Here is a 21,261-nt window from a genome sequence, read left to right as displayed (position 1 = left end):
TCATTCAGTTTTATATATATCCTGTAATACCCACTCTAACTCAGTATCTATGCCCGCATTTCTATCCTTAACAGTTGGCGTTATTTGAATATCCGGTTTTATACCGTAACCATCCGGGTGTTGTTTTTGTGGGGCTTCAATTTGCATCAATCCCATTCTAACTTTTAGCTTTGACACCGGCAACTCATAGTATTTATAGATACCTGCAACTGTTCCATTAAATGCACCTCCTGTCTCCTCTCCAACAAATACAGCTCTTTTAGTCGCTTTTAAATGCGTTGATAATAATGAAGATGCCGAAAACGAGTTTCCGTTTATTAGCACATACAATTTATCTTTATAATTCACCGGGTTGGGTGCCTTTAATTTTGAATGTCTTTTGAAATTATAATAAAGTTTATCATCTTTCTTTTTAGTCTTAAGTAAATTATGTGTCACTATTATAGGTGAAAGCAATCCACTTAAAACCTTAAGGCTATTGGGGCTTGTATTGCTCATTAAATATTTTAAAAAGGGAACTCTACTATTTATTTCACTTTCTGTTATAAACTGATAGTCTTTGGTTGTTAAATAGGCATATAAATAATCAATTTCTGCAATACGTCCGCCTCCATTATCTCTTAAATCTAGAATAAAATGTTTTGTCTTTGCAGCGTCTAATTTTTTAAAGCTTTCTTGATAGAACTTCTTATAGTTACCATTTGTAAAGCTTCTTATTTTCATATAAGCTACAGTACTGTCTTCTCCTATAAACTTAAAATTACGTGTATACTGCTTTCTTTTTGCTAAATAACCGTATTTTTTATGTTCCTTTCTTGTTTTTCTTTTTGATAACCTGCTTGCTTTCTTTTCTGCTCCCGCTAATTTTTTAGGCTTTACTTTTTTAATTGAAGTTGAGTCGGGTTCATCTTGCTTCTCTTCTTTTTCAACCCTTCTGAATATTTTAGTAAATATTGAATCTTTTGATTTAAAAGTAACTTTTAAACTATCTAAAAACCCTTTATCTCTATAATAAAACACGGGGAATCCTTTCCCCACTGCTCTATTATACATGGTTGTGTTATAACCATCTGAAGCAAATCGGGTTTTATAACTATTTATTAGATTTAAAGCAGGTTCACCGTCAATACTGATCACTTCATTGCCTACCAATGTAGAATCTTTCCCCCTGTTAGCTTTAACCCAAAGTTTATGCTCTAAAAACTCAAAATCCAAATCATAGAACTCAAACTTTTTTTCCTGTAACTCCTTTCTCTCTTTACGTTTAAATTGCTTTTCCGGTGGCTTTACAGAAACATGACCTTGTCTTACATTTACAAGTACCGGAGATAACATCTTATAAAAATCACGTGAGGTCATTGGGGTTCTGATCTCATTCTTTAAACTATCAAACTTAAAATCTAAATCAATCTTTGATGTATATTGATACAATCTGGGGTGGTGACGCTTTAGTTGCTTATACAATTTATCTACATCTTTATGTAAATCTTCTACAGTATGCAATGTTGTTATTTGTTTATTATGCTTTTCAACACTTTTGCAAGAGGCAAGTAATAACAACAAGGCAATTGATAAAATAAGTCTTTTCATATAAGCTAAAATAATAGTAATTGTAATAACTGGAAACCTATTTATTTTTCTTTAACTTTTCAATACAACCAAATGAAATTCTCACAATAAATTATGTAGTTTTGTTCCTGATGCAAAAGAATATAAACATACAAAACAAAAAGGCGCGTTTCCAATATGAGATTTTAGATAAGTATACGGCCGGTATTGTGCTTACGGGAACTGAAATTAAGTCTATAAGAAATAGCAGAGCCTCAATTGCCGAAAGTTTTTGTGAATTTAATGAGCAAGGTGAGCTTTTTGTTATTAACATGACCATTGAAGAGTACATTTACGGGACTTACTATAATCATAAACCAAAAGCCGAACGCAAACTATTATTGAACAAGAAGGAGTTAAAAAAACTAAATAAAGAAGTTCAAAATACCGGACTTACCATAATCCCTTTACGACTGTTTATAAATGACAAAGGTTATGCTAAACTGGAAATAGCCTTAGCAAAAGGAAAAAAATTATATGATAAACGTGAGACTATTAAAGATAGAGATAACAAGAGAAACTTGGATAGAATAAAAAAGATTTATAAATAATTAAGACGCCTTAAACGTTTATAAGAAATAAACTCATTAGTCTGATATTTAAAACCATAACTATGAAAAAAGGACTTCTCATCGTATTTATATGTTTAACTGCATTTAGCTTTCAAGCGCAAAATAATTCAGATAAAACACCCTCCAAAGAAGTTATAAAATCTACGGTAGATAGTACGCTAACCGTAACATTAAACAGCACTATTAAAACGCTTTACAACGTTATTTCCGCAGAAAAGGGTGTTAAACGAAATTGGAAACAATTTAAATTTTTATTTAAACCTGATGCTAAATTAATCCCTTCCGGTAAAGACAAATCTGGTGTTTTCAAAGTTAAATATATTTCACCAGACGACTATATAAAAAACTCAGACGAGTGGATGCTTTCAAACGGATTTATAGAAAGAGAAATCAAACGCAAAGTGGATGTTTTTGGAAATATAGCTCAGGTTTTTAGCACTTATGAAGCCTTTCACAGTAAAGAAGATGAAAGACCATTTTTACGTGGTATCAACAGCATTCAGCTTTTAAATGATGGGGAACGCTGGTGGATTGTTAATATTTTTTGGACACATGAGTCCAGCACCAATCCTATACCTGAAAAATACTTCCGTTAATTAATTTTAGTTTTATCAAACTTATGGGAAAACAATTTTCAGAAATAAGCCCGGAATTACAAAGTTTTATAAAAGATCAAAACATATTTTTTGTTGGTACCGCTGCTCAGGATGGCCGGGTAAATATATCCCCAAAAGGGTACAATATATTGCGTATTCTAAGCCCTACTAAACTTGTTTGGTTAAACCTAACAGGCAGTGGAAACGAAACAGCTGCTCACCTTTTACAGCATAACAGAATGACCATTATGTTTTGTGCTTTTGAAGGAAAACCTATGATTTTAAGGCTTTACGGTCATGCTAAAATATTTCATGAAAGAGATACTGAATTTCATAAATATATAGAATTGTTTGAAAAGAATACCGGATCCAGACAGGTTATCGAATTGAATATTGATCTGGTACAAACATCATGCGGTTATTCCGTTCCTTTTTTAGACTATAGAGAAGAGCGTAGTATGCTAAATGCATGGTCTGAAAAACAAGGAAAAGATCGCATTAAAAACTACTGGCAAGAAAAAAACACTAAAAGTATTGATGGGTTTGGAACAGGAATTTAACTTAGATTTTTAGACTAAAAAATTGTTAGGCAAACGTCCAGCTAACAAATCTAATTCTTGTCTTCTAATAAGGGTACAAACCTAAATTGCCCAAATTCTTCTTGTTCAAATGCCTTAGGGCCTTTTCTGGTAAACATAGTCATAACCTGAACATCACTACCAACAGGAATAACAAGTTTGCCTCCTATTTTTAATTGACTTAACAGGGGTTTTGGAACAAAAGGCGCTCCGGCAGTTACAATAATACCATCAAAAGGCGCCTCTTCTTTAAGCCCAATATAACCGTCTCCGAAAATAAGTTTCTTAGCCCGATATCCTAATTTTGGTAAAAATTTACTGGTCTTTTTAAAAAGTTCATTTTGACGTTCAATACTATAAACTTTGGCTCCCAATTCACATAAAACTGCTGTTTGATAACCACTCCCCGTTCCTATTTCAAGAATTTTATCACCTTTATCAATACTTAATAACTCAGACTGAAAGGCAACCGTATAGGGCTGCGAAATAGTTTGTTCTGCTGCAATGGGGAAAGCCTTATCCTGATAAGCATGATCTAAAAAACTGGAATCCATAAATAAGTGTCTTGGAATATTTCCAATAGCTTTTAATACCGCCTCATTCTTAATACCCTTGTTTTTTAATACGTTAACAAGTTGTTGCCTTAGTCCCTTATGTTTAAATGTATCTTTCAATTCAGTTAGCCGTTTTGCAGGCTAAAATTAGGCAAACATTTTTAAGCCTGAAACTATTTATTGAGAATTAATTTTTCGCTATAAATAATCAAAAAATTAGTACGAATTACTTAACTCCAAATATTAATTATCTTATTTTTGTTGAAAACCTAAACATTATGCTAAAAGCTGGAGTACTTGGTGCAGGTCACTTGGGAAAGATTCATTTAAGACTACTAAATCAATCTGAAAAATATAAGCTTGTTGGTTTCTATGATGCTGATGAAGAAAATGGCAAAAAAGTGCAAGCAGAATTTGGATATCAATTTTTTGACTCTATTGAGTCACTCATTAATGCAGTAGATATGGTGGATATTGTAACACCAACCCTTTCTCACTATGATTGTGCAAAACAGGCTATTGCTTCGGGCAAACATATTTTTATTGAGAAACCTATTACTAATACTGTTGAAGAAGCTGAGCATATCAGAGAATTACTGGCAGAAAATGGTTTACGTGGACAAGTAGGTCATGTAGAGCGGTTTAATCCGGCCTTTATTGCCGTAAAAGATGATATTAAATCACCTATGTTTATAGAGACCCATCGTTTGGCTGAGTTTAACCCCAGAGGGACAGACGTTCCTGTAGTATTAGATCTAATGATTCACGATATAGATATTATACTGAGTATTGTAAAATCTAAAGTAAAACATATTTCGGCCAGTGGTGTTGCCGTTATTAGTGATACTCCTGATATTGCAAATGCACGACTAGAGTTTGAAAACGGTTGTGTTGCCAATTTAACAGCGAGTAGAATTTCACTTAAAAAAATGCGTAAGGCTCGTTTTTTTCAAAAGGATGCCTACATCTCTGTTGACTTTTTAACTAAAAAATGTGAAGTCGTAAAAATGAAAGATGCTCCAGAAAACCCTGGAGATTTTGATATGATCCTACAGAATGCTGAAGGCATTAAAAAACAAATTTACTTTGATAATCCTTCAATACCGGAAAATAACTCTATTCTAGATGAATTGGAAACATTTGCCGATGCTATAAACAATGATACAGCTCCAATTGTAACCTTACATGACGGTACCGAAGCACTACGAGTTGCTACTCAAATTATAAATAGTTTTTAAATGAAACACATAGCTATTATTGGGGCTGGTACTATGGGAAACGGTATAGCACACACATTTGCCCAAAACGGATTTAAGGTACAATTAATAGATGTCAACGAAGGTGCTTTAAAAAAAGGCTTACAGACTATTGCTACTAACCTGGATAGAATGGTAGCAAAAGAGAAAATTACCGAACAGCAAAAAACAGATACTTTAAATAATATCACCCCCTTTACAAGTATTAAAGATGGGGTAGATCATGCTGATTTAGTTGTAGAAGCTGCCACCGAAAATCTTGAATTAAAACTTAAGATTTTTAAGGAACTGGATCTGGCATGTGCAGACAATGCCATCTTAGCAACCAATACCTCTTCTATTTCAATAACACAGATAGCAGCAGTAACATCCAAACCTGAGCATGTTATTGGTATGCATTTTATGAACCCTGTACCAATTATGAAATTGGTTGAGATAATTCGTGGTTATAATACCAGCGATGAAGTAACCAATACTATTATGGAACTGTCTAAAACATTAGGTAAAGTTCCTGTTGAGGTCAATGATTATCCAGGATTTGTAGCTAACAGAATTTTAATGCCTATGCTCAATGAATCTATTGAAACATTATATAATGGTGTTGCCGGTGTCCATGAAATTGATACGGTCATGAAACTTGGTATGGCTCACCCTATGGGACCACTTCAACTAGCCGATTTTATAGGATTGGATATTTGCTTATCTATACTAGAAGTGATGTATGACGGTTTCAAAAATCCAAAATATGCCCCTTGCCCATTATTGGTAAATATGGTTAACGCTGGAAAATTAGGGGTAAAATCGGGTGAAGGGTTTTATGATTACTCTGAAAGCAGAAAAGCTGAAAAAGTAGCTTCTCAATTTTTAAAATAAATGTTATTAAACCTTCAGAGCATACCTATTAAAAAGTAATAATGTCTATAGAACAAAACCTTCAAAACATAAAATCCACATTACCTAAGCATGTAACCTTAGTTGCCGTTTCAAAAACAAAACCACTTAGTGATTTAATGGAGGCCTATAATGCCGGTCAGCGTGTTTTTGGCGAGAATAAAATCCAGGAAATGACTGAAAAACATGAAGATATGCCAAAAGATGTAGAATGGCATATGATAGGTCATGTTCAGCGCAACAAGGTAAAATATATGGCATCATTTGTGCATTTAATCCATGGCGTTGATAATATTAAATTGTTAGACGAAATTAATAAACAGGCGATGAAACATAATAGGGTTATAGATTGCTTAATACAGATTAAAATAGCCACAGAAGATACAAAATTTGGAATGTCTGTTTCAGATGCTAAAAGTTTACTAAGCTCTAAACCATATGCTGAATGTTCCAATGTTAATATTGTAGGAGTTATGGGAATGGCTACTTTTACTGATGATAAAGACAAAGTGAAGGAAGAATTTATCACATTAAAAAACGCATTTAATACTTTCAAAGAAAACCATCCTACGTTTAAAATTATTTCTATGGGTATGAGTGGAGATTATCAACTGGCTATAGATTGTGGTAGTACCATGATAAGGGTTGGAAGTAGTATCTTTGGGCTAAGAAATTAACAACTAATAGTGAATAGATAACAGTTTATGAAAGAGTCAATTTTAAAAAACAAAAGTTATGATTTCGCCATATTAATTGTTAAAACCTGTAAATCTATTTCAGAGCATCAAAGGGAATTCACTTTATCAAAACAGTTATTAAAAAGTGGTACTTCAATAGGTGCAAACATTAGAGAAGCTGAATTTGCTCAATCAAACAAAGATTTTATTAATAAAATGAGCATTGCTCTAAAAGAAGCCAGTGAAACCGAATATTGGTTATCATTACTAAAAGACACTAAATATATTGAAATTAAATGCTTTAACTCTCTAATTGGTTATAATCAAGAACTTATCAAAATGTTAGTATCTACCATAAACACTATGAAGGCTAAGCTGAATAACTTTTAATCATTCACTTTTAACTTTTAACTTAAAATTTGTACGCAATACTAGACATAGAAACTACCGGAGGAAAATATAATGAAGAGGGTATTACGGAAATTGCCATTTACAAATATGACGGGCATGAAATAGTTGATCAATTTATAAGCCTTATAAATCCTGAGCGGGAAATTCAGCCTTTTGTGGTTAACCTTACGGGGATTAACGGCAATATGTTAAGAAATGCACCAAAGTTCTACGAGGTTGCAAAGCGCATTGTTGAAATAACAGAAGAATGTATATTGGTAGCCCATAATGCACAGTTTGATTACCGTATTTTATGTACTGAATTTAGGCGTTTAGGGTTTGATTATGAAAGGAAATCATTGTGTACCGTAGAACTTTCAAAGGACTTAATTCCTAATCAGCCCTCTTATAGCTTAGGTAAATTGGTACGTTCATTAGGTATCCCAGTCACTGACAGGCATCGTGCTTCCGGAGATGCTCTTGCCACAGTAAAATTATTTAAAATGTTGCTTGATAAGGATACCAATAAAAGTATCATTCAAAACTCAGTTCGCCTGAATCCAAAACACCAATTGGAACCTAGGCACATAGATATCATTGCCGAGCTACCAGCCATAACAGGGGTTTATTATATTCATAAAGAAGATGGGGAAATCATTTATATAGGCAAGAGCAAGAATATAAAAAAACGCATTAATCAGCATTTTACAGGTACCAATGCAAAATCAAAAAAAATCCAGGCAAAGGTTACTGCTGTAACCTATGAAGCCACTGGTAGTGAGTTGGTTGCTCTTTTAAAAGAAAGCGAAGAAATAAAACGTGTTAAACCCATTTATAATAGAGCTTTACGTCGTTCCATTTTCACACATGCCTTATATAGTTTTGAGGATGAAAATAATTACATCAATTTAAAAATTGATGTGGCTGATGGCAGAAAGAAATCCATAACCACATTTAGCAATCGTCAAAGCGGAAAAAACTTTATAACAAAAGCGGTTGAAGACTATAGTCTGTGCCAAAAGCTGACAGGCCTGTATAAAACAAAAACCAGTTGCTTTAATTACGAGATTAAAACCTGTGAAGGTGCATGTATTCAAAAAGAATCACCAGATCTATATAATAACAGAGTTAATACCCTTATTGCAAAAAACAGTTATGACAATAAAAATATGGTCATTATTGACAAAGGACGTGATATTGACGAACGCAGTGCCATACTTATAGAAAATGGTGTATTCAAAGGTATTGGGTTCTTTAATCTTAATTATCAAATAAATAACCTTAACATTCTGGAATCCATAATAACGCCCATGCAAAACAACAGGGATACACAACATATTATTCAAAGTTATTTAAGAAAAAACAAGCGCCTTAAAATAGTAGAATTAACTAACTCGTAAATTTTGCTAATCTTTTCTTAAATTTGAATTAATGAGTACCACAAAAACACATTGGAAAACCAAACTTCATGATATTATTTATGAAGCAGATACCCCGGCAGGAAAGCTTTTTGATGTGGTCTTACTCATTACCATTTTAGCTAGTGTTGTACTGGTTATGCTGGAAAGTGTGAAGAGTATTGACAATAAACTTCATGGCTTTTTAAACATTTCAGAATGGGTCATCACCGTACTTTTTAGTATTGAATATATTGCCAGAATTGTTACGGTAAAAAAACCGCTAAAATATATTTTTAGCTTTTATGGCGTTATAGATCTACTTTCAACCATACCCAAATACATCTCCATAATTTTTGGTGGCGTACATGCTCTGGCCGCCTTACGCGCCTTACGTTTATTAAGAGTTTTCAGGATATTAAAACTTGCGCGCTATTTAGGCGCATCAAACAATCTGGTCGATGCCTTAAAAGCCAGTAAGGCAAAAATCTCAGTGTTTTTATTTGCCGTTTTAATTATTGCCATCATTTTGGGTACTATTATGTATTTAATTGAAGGTGAAGAAAACGGATTTACAAACATCCCCAAAAGCGTATATTGGTGTATTGTAACCCTTACCACTGTTGGGTTTGGTGATATTGCACCACAAACACCTCTGGGGCAATTCATAGCATCACTGGTTATGGTTTTAGGATACGGTATTATTGCAGTACCAACAGGTATTGTTTCGGCTGAATATACAAGTCAAAGCAAATCAAAAAAGCAAAAGGAACCTTTAGTGAATTTAAATTCACAATCCTGTTCAAATTGTTTGGCAGAAAATCATAAGGATAAAGCCGGTTTTTGCTATAATTGCGGAGAAAAACTTAAGGACTAAATTATTTTGGACGTTCCCACGCATTTGGCGTGGTCTGGCTATCCACTATATCTTTTTTGTTTGTCATTGCGAAGGTAATTTCTAATTACCTGTGGCAATCTCTTAATTGCAAGGAGATTACTTCGTCACACTTCCTCGTAATTATAATCTATTAATAAGGATGCCGTTTCTATCCATAACGCACTAATCAGCTAAGTTTAATTTTATGTCAAACATTGGAACACTCATTTTTTCAATTTAACTTTACCAAATAATCTTCAAAACCATTAAACCAATAAACACACAAGATAAATATCTCATTTCTATAGTTGGACCAACAGCTATTGGTAAAACGGCATTAAGTATTAAGCTGGCAAAACACTTCAATACTGAAATTGTATCAGCAGATTCACGTCAGTTTTTCCGTAATATGCAAATAGGTACCGCAGCCCCAACACCAGAAGAACTGGCTTCTGCAAAACATCACTTTATTCATCATAAATCTGTACAGGAAAATTACAGTGTGGGAGACTTTGAAAAAGAGGCCTTAAAATGTCTGGACACCTTATTTGAAAAAAAAAATATTGTTATTATGGTAGGCGGTTCCGGATTATATGTTGATGCCGTAACTAAAGGATTGGATTACTTTCCCAATGTTGCCCCAAATATTCGGGAAACATTAAACATCCAATTAAAAAATAAAGGGCTTCCCTATTTACAAAATCAATTAAAAGAACTTGATCCGGTTTCCTATAATACCATCGCCATTGATAACCCTCACAGAGTTATCAGAGCCCTTGAAATTTGTTTGGGTACAGAAAAGCCCTATTCAACTTTTCTGAACAAAGGCAAAACAAAGCGACAATTTAAGACCATTAGTATCGGACTCATGGCTAACCGGGAAATGATCTACAACCGTATTAATCAACGTGTAGATATCATGATGAAAGAAGGACTACTTGATGAAGCTAAAAATTTACTGGCTTATAAAAGTTTTAATGCACTCAATACCGTGGGATACAAAGAGTTATTTAAGTATTTAGAAGGTGAATGGGAGCTAGATTTTGCCATCTCAGAAATCAAAAAGAACACGCGCCGATTTGCAAAACGACAACTCACCTGGTTTAAGAAAAATGAAAACACCCTATGGTTTGACTTTAATACGCCTACAGCGCATATTATCAATACCTTACTTGAAAAAACAAAACCCTAATAATGGAATTAACTGAATACGTTTTAGATAATCCTGTTTGGTATTCGCTAACTGAAATACATACAAAGCACTGTATAAATTATGGTAACATAAAGTTTTATCAGGCTGACTATGCTCCTTTTGGTGCCTTTGTTAACAATCAAGATACCTCAAAGGCTATAGAAGCCTATTCCAAACTAGTAAATAGTTTTTTTATAGTTGGCCAACAACCTAAAGTACCCACTAACTTTAGCCCTCCGATAAAGTACGTAGGACTTCAAATGATTATTTATAATAAAATAAACCACCCTATTACAGAAAAAATTATTGAATTAAAAGACGAGCATTATCAAGATTTAATAGAACTTGTTGAGCTTGTTTATCCTCATTTTTTTAAAGCAAAAACAAATACATTAGGACGATATTATGGTATATATAAAGATAATAAATTAGTTGCTGTTACGGGAGAACGCATGCAAACCAAGCATTTTACTGAAATTAGCGCTGTGGTTACACACCCAGACTATTTAGGAAACGGATTTGCTAAACAACTGGTTGCGTACACGGCAAACCAAATATTTCACACTAGCAAGACACCGTTTTTGCATGTAGATCAAAATAATTTTGGACCAATAAATCTTTATAAAAAATTAGGTTTTGTCCTTAGAAGAGAATTACACTATTGGAAAATTAGTAATTAATTCTTGCTTTTGAATGTAGAAAAAGCCTAACCAGCAAGAGCTTTTTGAATTGTATTTTTACTTACAATAAATAATTTATTGCATTGTTACGTTGCTATATTTTGCATTAACAACAATGCTTTTTCCACTGGCCAGATTACCTGTAGAAAAGTTAGAAATATTTTCTTTTGAAGAGTTTTCTGGATGGGACAATCTGGAATGTACGCCCTTATATTGTATATTACATTCTGTATCAGGCAAATCAATTACAGTTTCACTGTTTTGAAGTATGACATTTAAATTAGAGAAGGAATCATCAATTTTCAAAATATTCAAATCGCCTATATTGCTATCAATAACTGCACTTTTAATTAAATTTTTGATATCGACATTTGAAGATCTAGCATTCAAAATCAAGTGACTGACATTATTCAATTCAACATTCTTAACATAATTTAAATTTAACTCCCCTAAATTCCAATTAGTAATATAAATAGGAGAATAAGATGCATTAATGGAAGTTAAACTTCCATCAATGCTTTGTGCCTTAAACTTTGTATAAGCTAAATCTGCTTTTAAATTGTCTATATGAGCAGCAAACTCTATCTCTCCATGCCTAACATCAACTTTTAGCTTTGCTTTTTTAGGCATTTTAATTTTAATCGTTTTTTTAACTTTAGAATGTGCTTCTTTATTGACTAATTTTTCAATTAAAACCTTTCTTTCCCTAGTCAGTTTCTCACGTTTTTCTGCATGCTTTTCACGAGTTTTTTCCCGCTCTCTTTGTACCTTTTCTACACGTTCTTGATACGCTTCAGCTCTTTTTGCATGTGCTTCAGCCCGCTCAGCCTGATGCTCCATTTGTTTTGCAAATCGTTCCCCCCAGGCTTCCATTTTTTTTGCAAAATCTTCATCATCCCATTTTCCTTCAAACTTCTTAGCCCATGCTTCCATTTGCTTCCCATATTTCTCACCCCATTCTTTGCCAAACTTCTCTCCCCAGATTTCCATTTTTTCTGCAAAATCTTCTCCATACTCCTCTTCAAATTCTTTTGTGTACTCTTGTAAATATTTTTCGCCATCCTTTTTATAGGCATCATAATCAAACTTAATGGTATTAACCCTGGCAGGCAAAGGTGGCAATTCAGGAAATTCAGGTAACTCCGGGAGTTCAGGTAGTTCGGGTAGCTCCGGAGCTTCAACATGAAAATCTATTTCAGGCATCTCTGCCAGTTCATACTTTAGCTCTTTGATTATTGCTCTTACTGCATCTCCATCACCATAATCATCAACTCTGTAAGCCCATACATTTGGGGCCCTTCCTTTGGTACTTATTGAAACTGTATTACTTGAAGCATCTACATCTACATTCCAAGACTTAAGAGCATCTTCTAACTCTTCATTACTTAATTCTTCTCCTTCAATATAGGCTTCTATTTCAACCACATCTCTATTCCATGTATCAATAATTATATTACAATGGCTTGTGTTTAAATCAACCTTCACATCCTTGTTTACCTTTATAGATTGCGAAACTTTGGTTAATTTTTGCTGTGCTATAATACTTCCTGTCGCCAAAAAGATTAAGACTAACAATGTTAATTTTATGATTTTTCTGTTCATTTTTTGATTTTTAGATAGATTGTACACCTTCAGCATCAGCATCAGAGGTACTAAGTTCTTTTAATTGTGATTTTAATCTATACAATAGATTTAAACGAAGTTTTAAATTATCAATTAATGCGTTTATTGTTAACTCACTTGGCCCGGATGCTGTTAATTCAAGAGATAATCGCTCATACTCTTTATCCAGTTCATTCAATTGTGATAAATACCCATCAAACAAATCCTTTGTCTCTGGGGTGTAGGCCATCTTAGACAATTCTAAATTTATACTAGCTAAGTAATAATCTTCAACCTTTTTAAGCCCCGGAGAAATGTCACCCAAAGTTATTGGTTCCAGAGTTTGGTTATCTACTATAGTAGCAGGTTTATCATCTATTACAGATGGAATTTGAAAATATTTAAGCGCTCCAAAACTTAGGCCTAATAACACTGCTACACTTGCTGCAACTTTAATCCAGTTAAATTTGGGTGTTTTCTTTACAGGAAAGGCCTCATCCAGCTTCTTTAAAAATCTATTCTGATGATTATCCGGCATCTTTTCATAAGCTATTTTATCATCCTTAAATAACTCCCTAATATCTTGCGCCATTTTTTTCAAATTTTAACAGTTCTTGCAATTTTGATTTACCTCTGGACAATTGTGTTCTTGATGCCACTTCAGAGATATCAAGAATCTCAGAAATCTCCTGATGGTCATACCCTTCAATTAAATATAGCATCACAACATATTGATATTTATCGGGTAATTTATTAATTGCCGCTTTTACATCGTTTAATGTAATTGTATCTTCTACCAACCATTTGTCATCTTTATAAGTATCAACTACTTTAAGGTGCACCTCTTCTAATTCTATAAGCTGTTGCTTTTTTGATTTTAAAAGGTCAATACTTTTATTAACAACAATGCGTTTTATCCATGCTCCAAAAGTAACTTCCGCTTTAAACTGGTATAGCTTTTCAAAAGCCTTGATGAAAGACTCTTGTACTACATCCTCAGCATCAGCAGTATCCTTCAAAAACCGTTTAGCAACAATATACATCCCATCGCAGTACTGGTTGTATAACTGCATTTGTGCTTTTCGGTTGTTCTGTTTACATTGTTCTATAATGTCAACTTGAAACATACTGTGTTTTTACTTCTGGTTTATGTTAGTTCGTTTTAAAGACGATAAAAAAAATATAATGTTGCAAAAAATAAATATTTTTTTACTCTTGTATAACAAAGCTAAATAAATCTGCGTTTGCACTTTAGTAGTTTGTGCTTTTAAATTATCTTTACTCCTTCTTAAATTGCTATATATGAACACCCTTTTAAAACGTATCTTAATTCTATTATCCATAATAGCATTAGGGTTATTTTTATATTCTGTTTTAGTAGAAAATATTTTTGCTCCCAGATTAAGCCCAAAAGATACTGTTGAATTTAAATTAAACGACTTAAAGCTTGAAGTGTTTTATAACAGGCCATATAAAAAAGATAGAGAAATTTTTGGGGCGTTAGTACCCTTTGATCAAGTTTGGCGTACCGGGGCCAACGAAGCTACTACGTTTGAGACCAACCAAATACTTGATATTAACGGTATGCCTTTGGCTCCTGGCAAGTATACTTTATGGACCGTTCCTAAAGATTCTACATGGATCGTTATTTTTAATTCAAAACAGTATAAATGGGGGGTCAATGAAAAAATGGAACCTATGTGGGATCCCAATTACGATGTTATTAATACTGAAGTTCCTGTACAAAAGCTGGGGAAATATGTTGAACAGTTTACTATAGCCTTTGATAACTCCACTGATAATTTATCTTTAACTATGGCTTGGGACAATGTAAAAGTTGCAGTTCCTTTAAAGTAACACTATAAACAACTTTTTTGTCACATAATTTCTGCAAATAAAATTGTAAATTAGACAAAGATTAGTCTATTCGTGTCCAAGGAAAAAAAATCAGCATTACAAGAAAACAAAGGTGTTTCCTCTTCAGAAGTCACTAATGAATCCTCTATCAACTCTATTAAATCAAAGCGTAAAAAAAGCTTAGATGCAGCCACTGTAATTACAAGTATTTTAGACAAAAACATAACGGCCTTAAGCCGGGCAATAACATTAGTAGAAAGTAAAAATCCTAAACATTTACAACAAGCCCATACTATTTTAAAAGGCTGCCTGCCTTATGCCAATAGGTCTGTTAGAATTGGGATTACCGGGGTTCCCGGAGTTGGAAAGAGCACCTTTATTGAAGCCTTAGGCAAATATTTACTGTCAAAAGGCAAACGTGTTGCGGTTTTAGCCATTGATCCCAGTAGTAGCGTAACCAAGGGGAGTATATTAGGAGATAAGACCAGAATGGAAGATCTGGTAAAAGATAAAAATGCTTTTATAAGGCCATCAGCATCAGGAGATTCATTAGGCGGTGTGGCCAGGAAAACCCGAGAGACTATTATTCTATGTGAAGCTGCAGGTTTTGATATCATTATTATTGAGACTGTTGGGGTTGGGCAAAACGAAACTATTGTACATAGTATGGTAGACTTCTTTTTACTTTTAAAATTAGCCGGAGCCGGAGATGAGCTGCAAGGCATAAAGCGCGGTATTATTGAAATGGCAGATGTTATTGCTATCAATAAGGCTGATGGTGATAATTTAAAAAGAGCAAAACTTGCTCAGATTGAATTTAGCAGAGCACTTGATCTTTATCCGCAAAGATCATCAAATTGGCAGCCTAAAGTTTCTATTTGCAGTGCTATAAAAAATGAAGGAATAGATGCTATCTGGAAGCTCATACAAGATTATATAAAAATCACGTCTCAAAACAACTATTTCGATTTAAAACGAAATGAGCAAAACAAATATTGGCTCATTCAAACTATAGAAGCACAATTGAAAACTGATTTTTTCAATACGCCTAAAATCAAAAAAGAATTAAAAAAGCAATTAAAACGTATTGAAACTAATCAAACCACACCTTTTGCAGCTGCTGATTACTTACTGAAATTACAATAGGCTTAAGGTGTCATAAAACGTTTAAGCGCATATTTTCCTAAACTATAAAATAAGTACCCGGAAATAGCTCCAAAAGTAAGCCCGCATACTATATCCAAAGGATAATGAACACCTACATAAATTCTACTGTAAGCAACAACAGCACTCCAAAACAGTAAAATGAAAATTAGGTTTTTAAAATAAGGCCTTAACATTAAACCGGCAAAAACCGCTGCCGCCATTGAATTTGAAGAATGTCCGGAAAAGAAACCATACTTACCACAGCGCACAGCAATAAAACGCATTTGATCAATTAAATCTACTTCCCCGCATGGCCTTGGTCTTTGAAACCCCCGTTTAAAAACGTTGGTTATCTGGTCTGTAAACGTTATCATTAATGCAACTACAACTACAAAAACCAATAAAGATTTTAATCCATATTTTCTATAAAGTAAATAGAGCAATACAGCATATAATGGAATAAACGTTAATTTATCAGTAATAACAAGCCATAGTCCATCCCAAAATGGCGCCCCTAAATTGTTCAAAAACAAAAATAGTTGAGTATCGTATTCTAAAAGTTGTTCCATCATGTATAAGCCGGTTATTCTTGGTATTTAGCAATTTCGCTATCATAAAAATCTGTGGCCAATTTTATAGCAAGTTCTGTTTCTGCCTCTAATTCTTTTTGATCTTCAGCTTCAAAATCCTCAAACCATTCTACCTCATCATTCTCAAGGTTAATTATGAATCTTGGGAACTCTGTATGTATAACATAAATAGCGTTGGGGTGATCTGTATTATCTCCTAGTATAAATTTTGGAAGTGTCATTTTTAGATTTTTATATGTTATTTAATCATATTTAGCCATTGGTAAAGTTTTCTTTTTAATCTTAAAAAGCACTTTATCAAACTTTTTCTCTTGTATCATTTTTTTATCTTCCTCATTAATTACAAAACAAACTTTGGTTAGCCATCTGTCGGAAATATTTGAGTAATCCGATTCAATTTCCTCTGTATCCGAAACATAGACGCGTTCCTTTTCTCCTTCAACAAATATAAGGCTACTTCCTTTATAAGTTTTGATATTTGTACTACTTAAAATTGAAGCATCCATAAATTCATAATCTGTTAAATTCTGAAATGATATAATATCTTTTAAACTTGTTCTTTAATTAACCGCCTTGTTAAATAATTAAATCGGATATATAACAAAATCGCGGCCGTTGTTAAACCGGCTAACAACCCCAACCAAATACCAAAACTCCCATAGGCATGTGCTTTGCCTAAAAACCAACTAATAGGAAAGCCTACCAACCAATAAGAAATGAATGTAATAATTGTTGGTATTTTAACGTCCTGAAGCCCTCTTAAAGCCCCTAGTACCAAAACCTGTATACTATCACTTATTTGAAAAATAGCAGCTGCTACCAATAACTTTGATGCTATACCTACCACTTCTCTATTATCTATAAAGTTCTCAACATCGTCAAAATCTACATAAATTTTGGGCAATTGACTATGAAAAGCAAAGAAAAGTAACGCAAAACCAATTGCAAATAAAGTACCTAATACAAAGAGTGAAAATGCAATTCTGCGTAACTCATGATACGCTTTTAATCCTTTTTGATTTCCTACCCTTATCATGGCGGCCACACTTAAACCGGTTGCGACCATAAATGTCATAGAACTCAAATTCAAAGCAATTTGATTTGCAGCCTGTGGGTTTTTACCCAATAGCCCGCTCAGCCAAATGGCTGCTGTAAAAATAGCGACTTCAAAAAACATTTGCATAGCACTGGGAGCTCCCAAATTAAGGAGCTTTCTAAGCATTAATTTATTGAGTACAAAAAACTTTATATGGGTTACATAGGCTTTTGACTTGTCCTTGCTTTTAAGTAAAAACCATAAGTACCATATCATTATAACTCGGGATGCCAATGTTCCGTATGCAGCTCCTACAATACCTAGTTCGGGAAATCCAAACTTTCCAAAAATCAATACATAGTTTAATATCACATTTACTACATTACCCAAAAGTGTAGCGTACATAGGATATTTAGTCATAGATAGCCCATCACTAAATTGCTTAAATGCCTGAAATATAACCAGTGGAATTAATGATACAGCAACCAGATCTAAATACGGAATTGCGAGTTCAACTACTTCCTTTGGCTGTTGCATGAAGTACATTAAAGGCTTTGCAAAAAATACCATTAAAAAAAGAAGTACTCCAATTATTGTACATAAAAATAATCCATGTTTAAATGATGATTTTCCTTGTATAAAGTCATTAGCTGCATCGGCTTCGGCCACCAAAGGTGTGATTGCAGTAGAAAAACCAATTCCTAAGGACATGGCAACAAACATAAAGCTATTACCTAAAGAAACAGCTGCCAACTCAGCAGTTCCTAATTGTCCAACCATTATGTTATCTATAAAACTAACAAACGTGTGGCCCAGCATCCCTAACATTACAGGTGCTGCCAACTGCAAATTGTATTTAAATTCTTTGGTATAGGCAGTTAATTGCATGTGATAAAAATAAGCTTTATTTAGTGGGAATTTGGAAAAATAATTGCAACAATTAGACTTATTAACACATGTTAATAAATCTTTATGTTTTCTTTAATTCAGAGTGTTTTAATTTCTTACATTTGCTTAGCTCGTAAATGAGCTATCTCATTAAGACTATATAGCAAAATCATCAGAAACATTTAGCTATCATTTATTAGGGATTAAAATTATTGCTCAAAGTTTCAAAACATTAAGGAGGAAAGTAACTTTCCTCCTTTTTTGTTTTATAACATTATATATTCTTTTCAATACCTAAAAAACAAAAATTTTACAGTGATAAAATTGAGTCTTTTTTAGCTGTTTCAAATTCATTTATGATATCCTCAACTATTTTGGCTACAGGTTTAACATCATGTATTAAGCCGGAAATTTGGCCAATTTCCAGTTCTCCGTTTTCCAGGTCACCTTCAAACATTCCTTTTTTAGCGCGTGCTCTTCCAAGTAAATCTTTTAATTGCTGTACCGTTGGTCCGGTTTTATACAAATCCTGAACCTGGTTGTAAAACGTATTTTTAATCAACCTAACCGGTGCTAACTCTTTTAAGGTTAACTGGGTATCTCCTTCTTTAGCATCAATAACAGCTTGCTTAAATGCTTCATGAGCTGAGCTTTCTTCACTCGCTACAAACCGACTGCCAATTTGCACGCCTTCAGCTCCCAAAATCATGGTTGCCAACATTCCCCTTCCCGTAGCAATCCCACCCGCTGCTATAAGAGGCACCTCTATTTGTTCTTTTACCATAGGAATTAGGGTTAGTGTGGTAGTTTCATCTCTCCCGTTATGCCCTCCTGCTTCAAAACCTTCAGCCACAATGGCATCAACACCGGCACCTTGAGCTTTTAGCGCAAACTTTAGACTACTTACTACGTGCACTACAATGATTCCTCTTTCCTGTAACCATGAGGTCCATGTTTTTGGGTTTCCGGCCGAGGTAAACACAATTTTAACGCCTTCATCCACAATAATGTTCATAATATCTTGAATATTTGGATAAAGCATGGGCACATTAATTCCAAAAGGTTGGTCGGTAGCTTTTTTACATTTCTGAATGTGTTCGCGTAACACTTCCGGATACATGGACCCGGCTCCTATAAGGCCTAAAATTCCTGAGTTACTTGATGCTGAAGCTAACCGCCATCCACTATTCCAAACCATACCTGCCTGAATTATGGGGTATTTGATATTGAAAAGTTTTGTAATTCTATTGGGCATATTATTGTTTCACAATTTTGAAGGTTTTGTTTTCTCCGGTATTTAGTATATATAAACCCGATGATAAAAAAGACAGATCTATATTATCATCTGTTTCACGGTTCAAATCAAACTCACTAATTTTTTTACCCCAAATATCAAATAGATATAATTTTGCCAAGCCTGAGCTATCAATAAATCCTGATATATAAAGTTTCCCCGTTGTTGGACTGGGAAATACAATTAATTCTTCAGTATCTTCAGGGACATTCCCAAAACCCAAACCTGCATTTAAAGCCTTTTCAAAATCAGGAATACCATAACCCAAAAAATTATCCGGATTTTCATATTGAGACGCATACTCTCTTACTAATTGCATAATCTCTTCATTATTTTTATCTGGTAATGCCTGCCATAAACAAGTTACAGCCCCTGCCATAATTGGTGAGCTAAAGGACGTTCCGTTTGAAGTTGCAGTAGTATTATTTTCGGTAATAACATAGCTTGCCAATCCTTGCGCTACTACATCCGGTTTTTGATTAGGTTGGGCTGCACTCCCTTTTGAACTAAAGAAAGCATAAGCCCCGTTAGCATTTACGGCTCCAATACTTAAAACCCCAGATGCATCGGCAGGAGCTCCCACAATTTGCCAGCTATCATTTCCTGAATTTCCTGCTGAAGTCACTAAAAGCATCCCCTTCTCAAACGCAATATTTGCCCCTTTTGTAATATAGGCGGTGTTGCCATTCATATCTGAAGGTGAATAACTATAGTTAGGATTATCATAAGTGGTATAACCTAAAGATGTATTAATAACATCAACACCTAAGCTATCAGCACGTTCTGCTGCTTCAACCCAATAACTTTCTTCTACAGGTGTTTCTGAAGTAGCATCTTCTGTGATAAACAAAAAATAGCCGGCATCTGGAGCAGTCCCCACAAACTGATCTTGAATAAACCCGGCCATGGTACTTAGCACCAGGGTTCCATGGTTACTGGTATTATTGGTATAAACGTCTTCCTCTCTATTTACAAAATCATAACTTCCCAACAAGTTATTTGTACTACGTAACCTTTCAAAGGCAGACATGATGTTTACATTTGGAAAACCGGCATCCAGGACTGCAACAGTCATCCCTGCTCCTGTATAATTCTCCTGATGTAAAATATGCCCATTCAACATATCTATTTGATTGAAAGCATTTCCATAGTTAAAGTCGGTGAATACACTTTCAAATTTTGAATTCAATTTTTCCTTTGATGTCTTACTGGTATTCAAATCTTTATCAGCAAACTCAATATGACTGACAAAACTTAAGTCATCTAAAGCTTGAATATTAACTATACTTCCCCTAACATGTACGGCATTAAACCATTTTGATTTAGCTTTTACCGTGATACCTGTTGAACTTTTAAGTTGAGCTATATAATCTTCATCTACGGGAACATCACGCTCATCAATGGGGATATTATGTAATGCTTTTCTATTAATGGCCTTTTGTGAAAGAATACTAATAGGATTTGCAATTGAAGCTGTTACATCTTTTTTATCCAACAAATATACCCAGGCATCTTCCTGGGCTAAGGCATTTAAACACGAAAAAAAAAGTAGTACAATAAGTAATCCTTTCTTCATAACT

Annotated in this window: 24 protein-coding genes; 13 read left to right on the top strand and 11 right to left on the bottom strand. The window is 33.9% G+C overall.

Annotated features, from left to right (window positions below; genetic code table 11):
- Nucleotides 1-1,590 carry a S41 family peptidase gene (locus VOI54_RS11965; RefSeq protein ID WP_326283025.1) on the bottom strand — a complete coding sequence of 530 codons (1,590 nt, stop codon included), beginning with the start codon at nucleotides 1,588-1,590 and terminating at the stop codon, nucleotides 1-3.
- 110 nt (nucleotides 1,591-1,700) lie between these two features.
- On the opposite strand from VOI54_RS11965, the gene smpB reads away from it, so the two are divergent.
- The 3 genes from smpB (at nucleotide 1,701) to VOI54_RS11950 (ending at nucleotide 3,336) form a co-directional block, all read left to right on the top strand.
- Complete coding sequence (gene smpB / locus VOI54_RS11960; RefSeq protein WP_326283024.1) at nucleotides 1,701-2,159, top strand: SsrA-binding protein SmpB; 459 nt, start codon at nucleotides 1,701-1,703, stop codon at nucleotides 2,157-2,159.
- A 62-nt stretch (nucleotides 2,160-2,221) separates the two neighbouring features.
- Entirely contained in the window at nucleotides 2,222-2,776 is a 555-nt protein-coding gene (locus VOI54_RS11955) for a hypothetical protein (protein WP_326283023.1), read from the top strand.
- 23 nt (nucleotides 2,777-2,799) lie between these two features.
- Nucleotides 2,800-3,336, top strand: a complete 537-nt coding sequence (locus tag VOI54_RS11950) for a pyridoxamine 5'-phosphate oxidase family protein (RefSeq protein WP_326283022.1) — start codon at nucleotides 2,800-2,802, stop codon at nucleotides 3,334-3,336.
- Between the two features lie 50 nt (nucleotides 3,337-3,386).
- Here VOI54_RS11950 and VOI54_RS11945 read toward each other — a convergent pair whose 3' ends face one another.
- Nucleotides 3,387-4,028, bottom strand: a complete 642-nt coding sequence (locus VOI54_RS11945; RefSeq protein WP_326283021.1) for a protein-L-isoaspartate(D-aspartate) O-methyltransferase — start codon at nucleotides 4,026-4,028, stop codon at nucleotides 3,387-3,389.
- A gap of 158 nt (nucleotides 4,029-4,186) precedes the next feature.
- Between VOI54_RS11945 and VOI54_RS11940 the strand changes: the two genes are divergently transcribed.
- The 8 genes from VOI54_RS11940 (at nucleotide 4,187) to VOI54_RS11905 (ending at nucleotide 11,268) form a co-directional block, all read left to right on the top strand.
- Nucleotides 4,187-5,146, top strand: a complete 960-nt coding sequence (locus tag VOI54_RS11940) for a Gfo/Idh/MocA family protein (protein WP_326283020.1) — start codon at nucleotides 4,187-4,189, stop codon at nucleotides 5,144-5,146.
- A complete protein-coding gene (locus VOI54_RS11935; protein ID WP_326283019.1) occupies nucleotides 5,147-6,037 on the top strand; it encodes a 3-hydroxyacyl-CoA dehydrogenase family protein in 891 nt (296 codons plus the stop codon).
- Nucleotides 6,038-6,078: 41 nt separating this feature from the next.
- On the top strand, nucleotides 6,079-6,732 hold the full coding sequence (locus VOI54_RS11930) for a YggS family pyridoxal phosphate-dependent enzyme (protein ID WP_326283018.1): 654 nt from the start codon (nucleotides 6,079-6,081) through the stop codon (nucleotides 6,730-6,732).
- Nucleotides 6,733-6,759: 27 nt separating this feature from the next.
- Entirely contained in the window at nucleotides 6,760-7,122 is a 363-nt protein-coding gene (locus tag VOI54_RS11925) for a four helix bundle protein (RefSeq protein WP_326283017.1), read from the top strand.
- A 29-nt stretch (nucleotides 7,123-7,151) separates the two neighbouring features.
- A complete protein-coding gene (locus tag VOI54_RS11920; RefSeq protein ID WP_326283016.1) occupies nucleotides 7,152-8,522 on the top strand; it encodes an exonuclease domain-containing protein in 1,371 nt (456 codons plus the stop codon).
- 31 nt (nucleotides 8,523-8,553) lie between these two features.
- Complete coding sequence (locus VOI54_RS11915; RefSeq protein ID WP_326283015.1) at nucleotides 8,554-9,396, top strand: ion transporter; 843 nt, start codon at nucleotides 8,554-8,556, stop codon at nucleotides 9,394-9,396.
- Between the two features lie 274 nt (nucleotides 9,397-9,670).
- Nucleotides 9,671-10,588 carry a tRNA (adenosine(37)-N6)-dimethylallyltransferase MiaA gene (miaA, locus tag VOI54_RS11910; protein ID WP_326283159.1) on the top strand — a complete coding sequence of 306 codons (918 nt, stop codon included), beginning with the start codon at nucleotides 9,671-9,673 and terminating at the stop codon, nucleotides 10,586-10,588.
- Between the two features lie 2 nt (nucleotides 10,589-10,590).
- Nucleotides 10,591-11,268 carry a GNAT family N-acetyltransferase gene (locus VOI54_RS11905; RefSeq protein ID WP_326283014.1) on the top strand — a complete coding sequence of 226 codons (678 nt, stop codon included), beginning with the start codon at nucleotides 10,591-10,593 and terminating at the stop codon, nucleotides 11,266-11,268.
- Between the two features lie 75 nt (nucleotides 11,269-11,343).
- On the opposite strand, the gene VOI54_RS11900 is transcribed toward VOI54_RS11905, so the two are convergent.
- From VOI54_RS11900 to VOI54_RS11890, 3 genes are read right to left on the bottom strand one after another with little or no spacing between them, the layout of a single operon-like run.
- Nucleotides 11,344-12,870: a hypothetical protein gene (locus VOI54_RS11900; protein ID WP_326283013.1), complete on the bottom strand. Its 1,527-nt coding sequence runs from the start codon at nucleotides 12,868-12,870 to the stop codon at nucleotides 11,344-11,346.
- 10 nt (nucleotides 12,871-12,880) lie between these two features.
- Nucleotides 12,881-13,462 (bottom strand): hypothetical protein, encoded by a 582-nt coding sequence (locus tag VOI54_RS11895; RefSeq protein ID WP_326283012.1) that lies wholly within the window; start codon nucleotides 13,460-13,462, stop codon nucleotides 12,881-12,883.
- Nucleotides 13,446-13,997 carry an RNA polymerase sigma factor gene (locus tag VOI54_RS11890; protein ID WP_326283011.1) on the bottom strand — a complete coding sequence of 184 codons (552 nt, stop codon included), beginning with the start codon at nucleotides 13,995-13,997 and terminating at the stop codon, nucleotides 13,446-13,448. The genes VOI54_RS11895 and VOI54_RS11890 overlap by 17 nt, the downstream gene beginning before the upstream one ends.
- A 175-nt stretch (nucleotides 13,998-14,172) precedes the next feature.
- Between VOI54_RS11890 and VOI54_RS11885 the strand changes: the two genes are divergently transcribed.
- Both VOI54_RS11885 and meaB read left to right on the top strand, forming a co-directional pair.
- Nucleotides 14,173-14,727: a DUF2911 domain-containing protein gene (locus VOI54_RS11885; protein WP_326283010.1), complete on the top strand. Its 555-nt coding sequence runs from the start codon at nucleotides 14,173-14,175 to the stop codon at nucleotides 14,725-14,727.
- Between the two features lie 72 nt (nucleotides 14,728-14,799).
- Entirely contained in the window at nucleotides 14,800-15,873 is a 1,074-nt protein-coding gene (meaB, locus tag VOI54_RS11880; protein WP_326283009.1) for a methylmalonyl Co-A mutase-associated GTPase MeaB, read from the top strand.
- 2 nt (nucleotides 15,874-15,875) lie between these two features.
- Here meaB and VOI54_RS11875 read toward each other — a convergent pair whose 3' ends face one another.
- From VOI54_RS11875 to VOI54_RS11850, 6 genes are all read right to left on the bottom strand, one after another.
- Nucleotides 15,876-16,445, bottom strand: coding sequence for a phosphatase PAP2 family protein (locus tag VOI54_RS11875; protein ID WP_326283008.1), 570 nt, complete (start codon nucleotides 16,443-16,445; stop codon nucleotides 15,876-15,878).
- 11 nt (nucleotides 16,446-16,456) lie between these two features.
- A complete protein-coding gene (locus VOI54_RS11870; protein WP_326283007.1) occupies nucleotides 16,457-16,684 on the bottom strand; it encodes a DUF8828 family protein in 228 nt (75 codons plus the stop codon).
- Nucleotides 16,685-16,705: 21 nt separating this feature from the next.
- Complete coding sequence (locus tag VOI54_RS11865) at nucleotides 16,706-16,969, bottom strand: hypothetical protein (protein ID WP_326283006.1); 264 nt, start codon at nucleotides 16,967-16,969, stop codon at nucleotides 16,706-16,708.
- Between the two features lie 41 nt (nucleotides 16,970-17,010).
- Nucleotides 17,011-18,387 (bottom strand): MATE family efflux transporter, encoded by a 1,377-nt coding sequence (locus VOI54_RS11860; protein WP_326283005.1) that lies wholly within the window; start codon nucleotides 18,385-18,387, stop codon nucleotides 17,011-17,013.
- Nucleotides 18,388-18,697: 310 nt separating this feature from the next.
- Nucleotides 18,698-19,642, bottom strand: coding sequence for an NAD(P)H-dependent flavin oxidoreductase (locus VOI54_RS11855; protein ID WP_326283004.1), 945 nt, complete (start codon nucleotides 19,640-19,642; stop codon nucleotides 18,698-18,700).
- A gap of 1 nt (nucleotide 19,643) precedes the next feature.
- The gene (locus tag VOI54_RS11850; protein WP_326283003.1) at nucleotides 19,644-21,257 is read right to left on the bottom strand and encodes a S8 family serine peptidase; all 1,614 of its coding nucleotides are present in this window, start codon (nucleotides 21,255-21,257) and stop codon (nucleotides 19,644-19,646) included.
- Nucleotides 21,258-21,261: the final 4 nt, after the last annotated feature.

It is taken from the genome of Alterotamlana spongicola, from assembly GCF_035818475.1.
Classification (GTDB): Bacteria; Bacteroidota; Bacteroidia; order Flavobacteriales; family Flavobacteriaceae; genus Cognatitamlana.
Note: the sequence above shows the minus strand (reverse complement) of the source record. Positions and strands in the feature narration are given on the sequence as shown.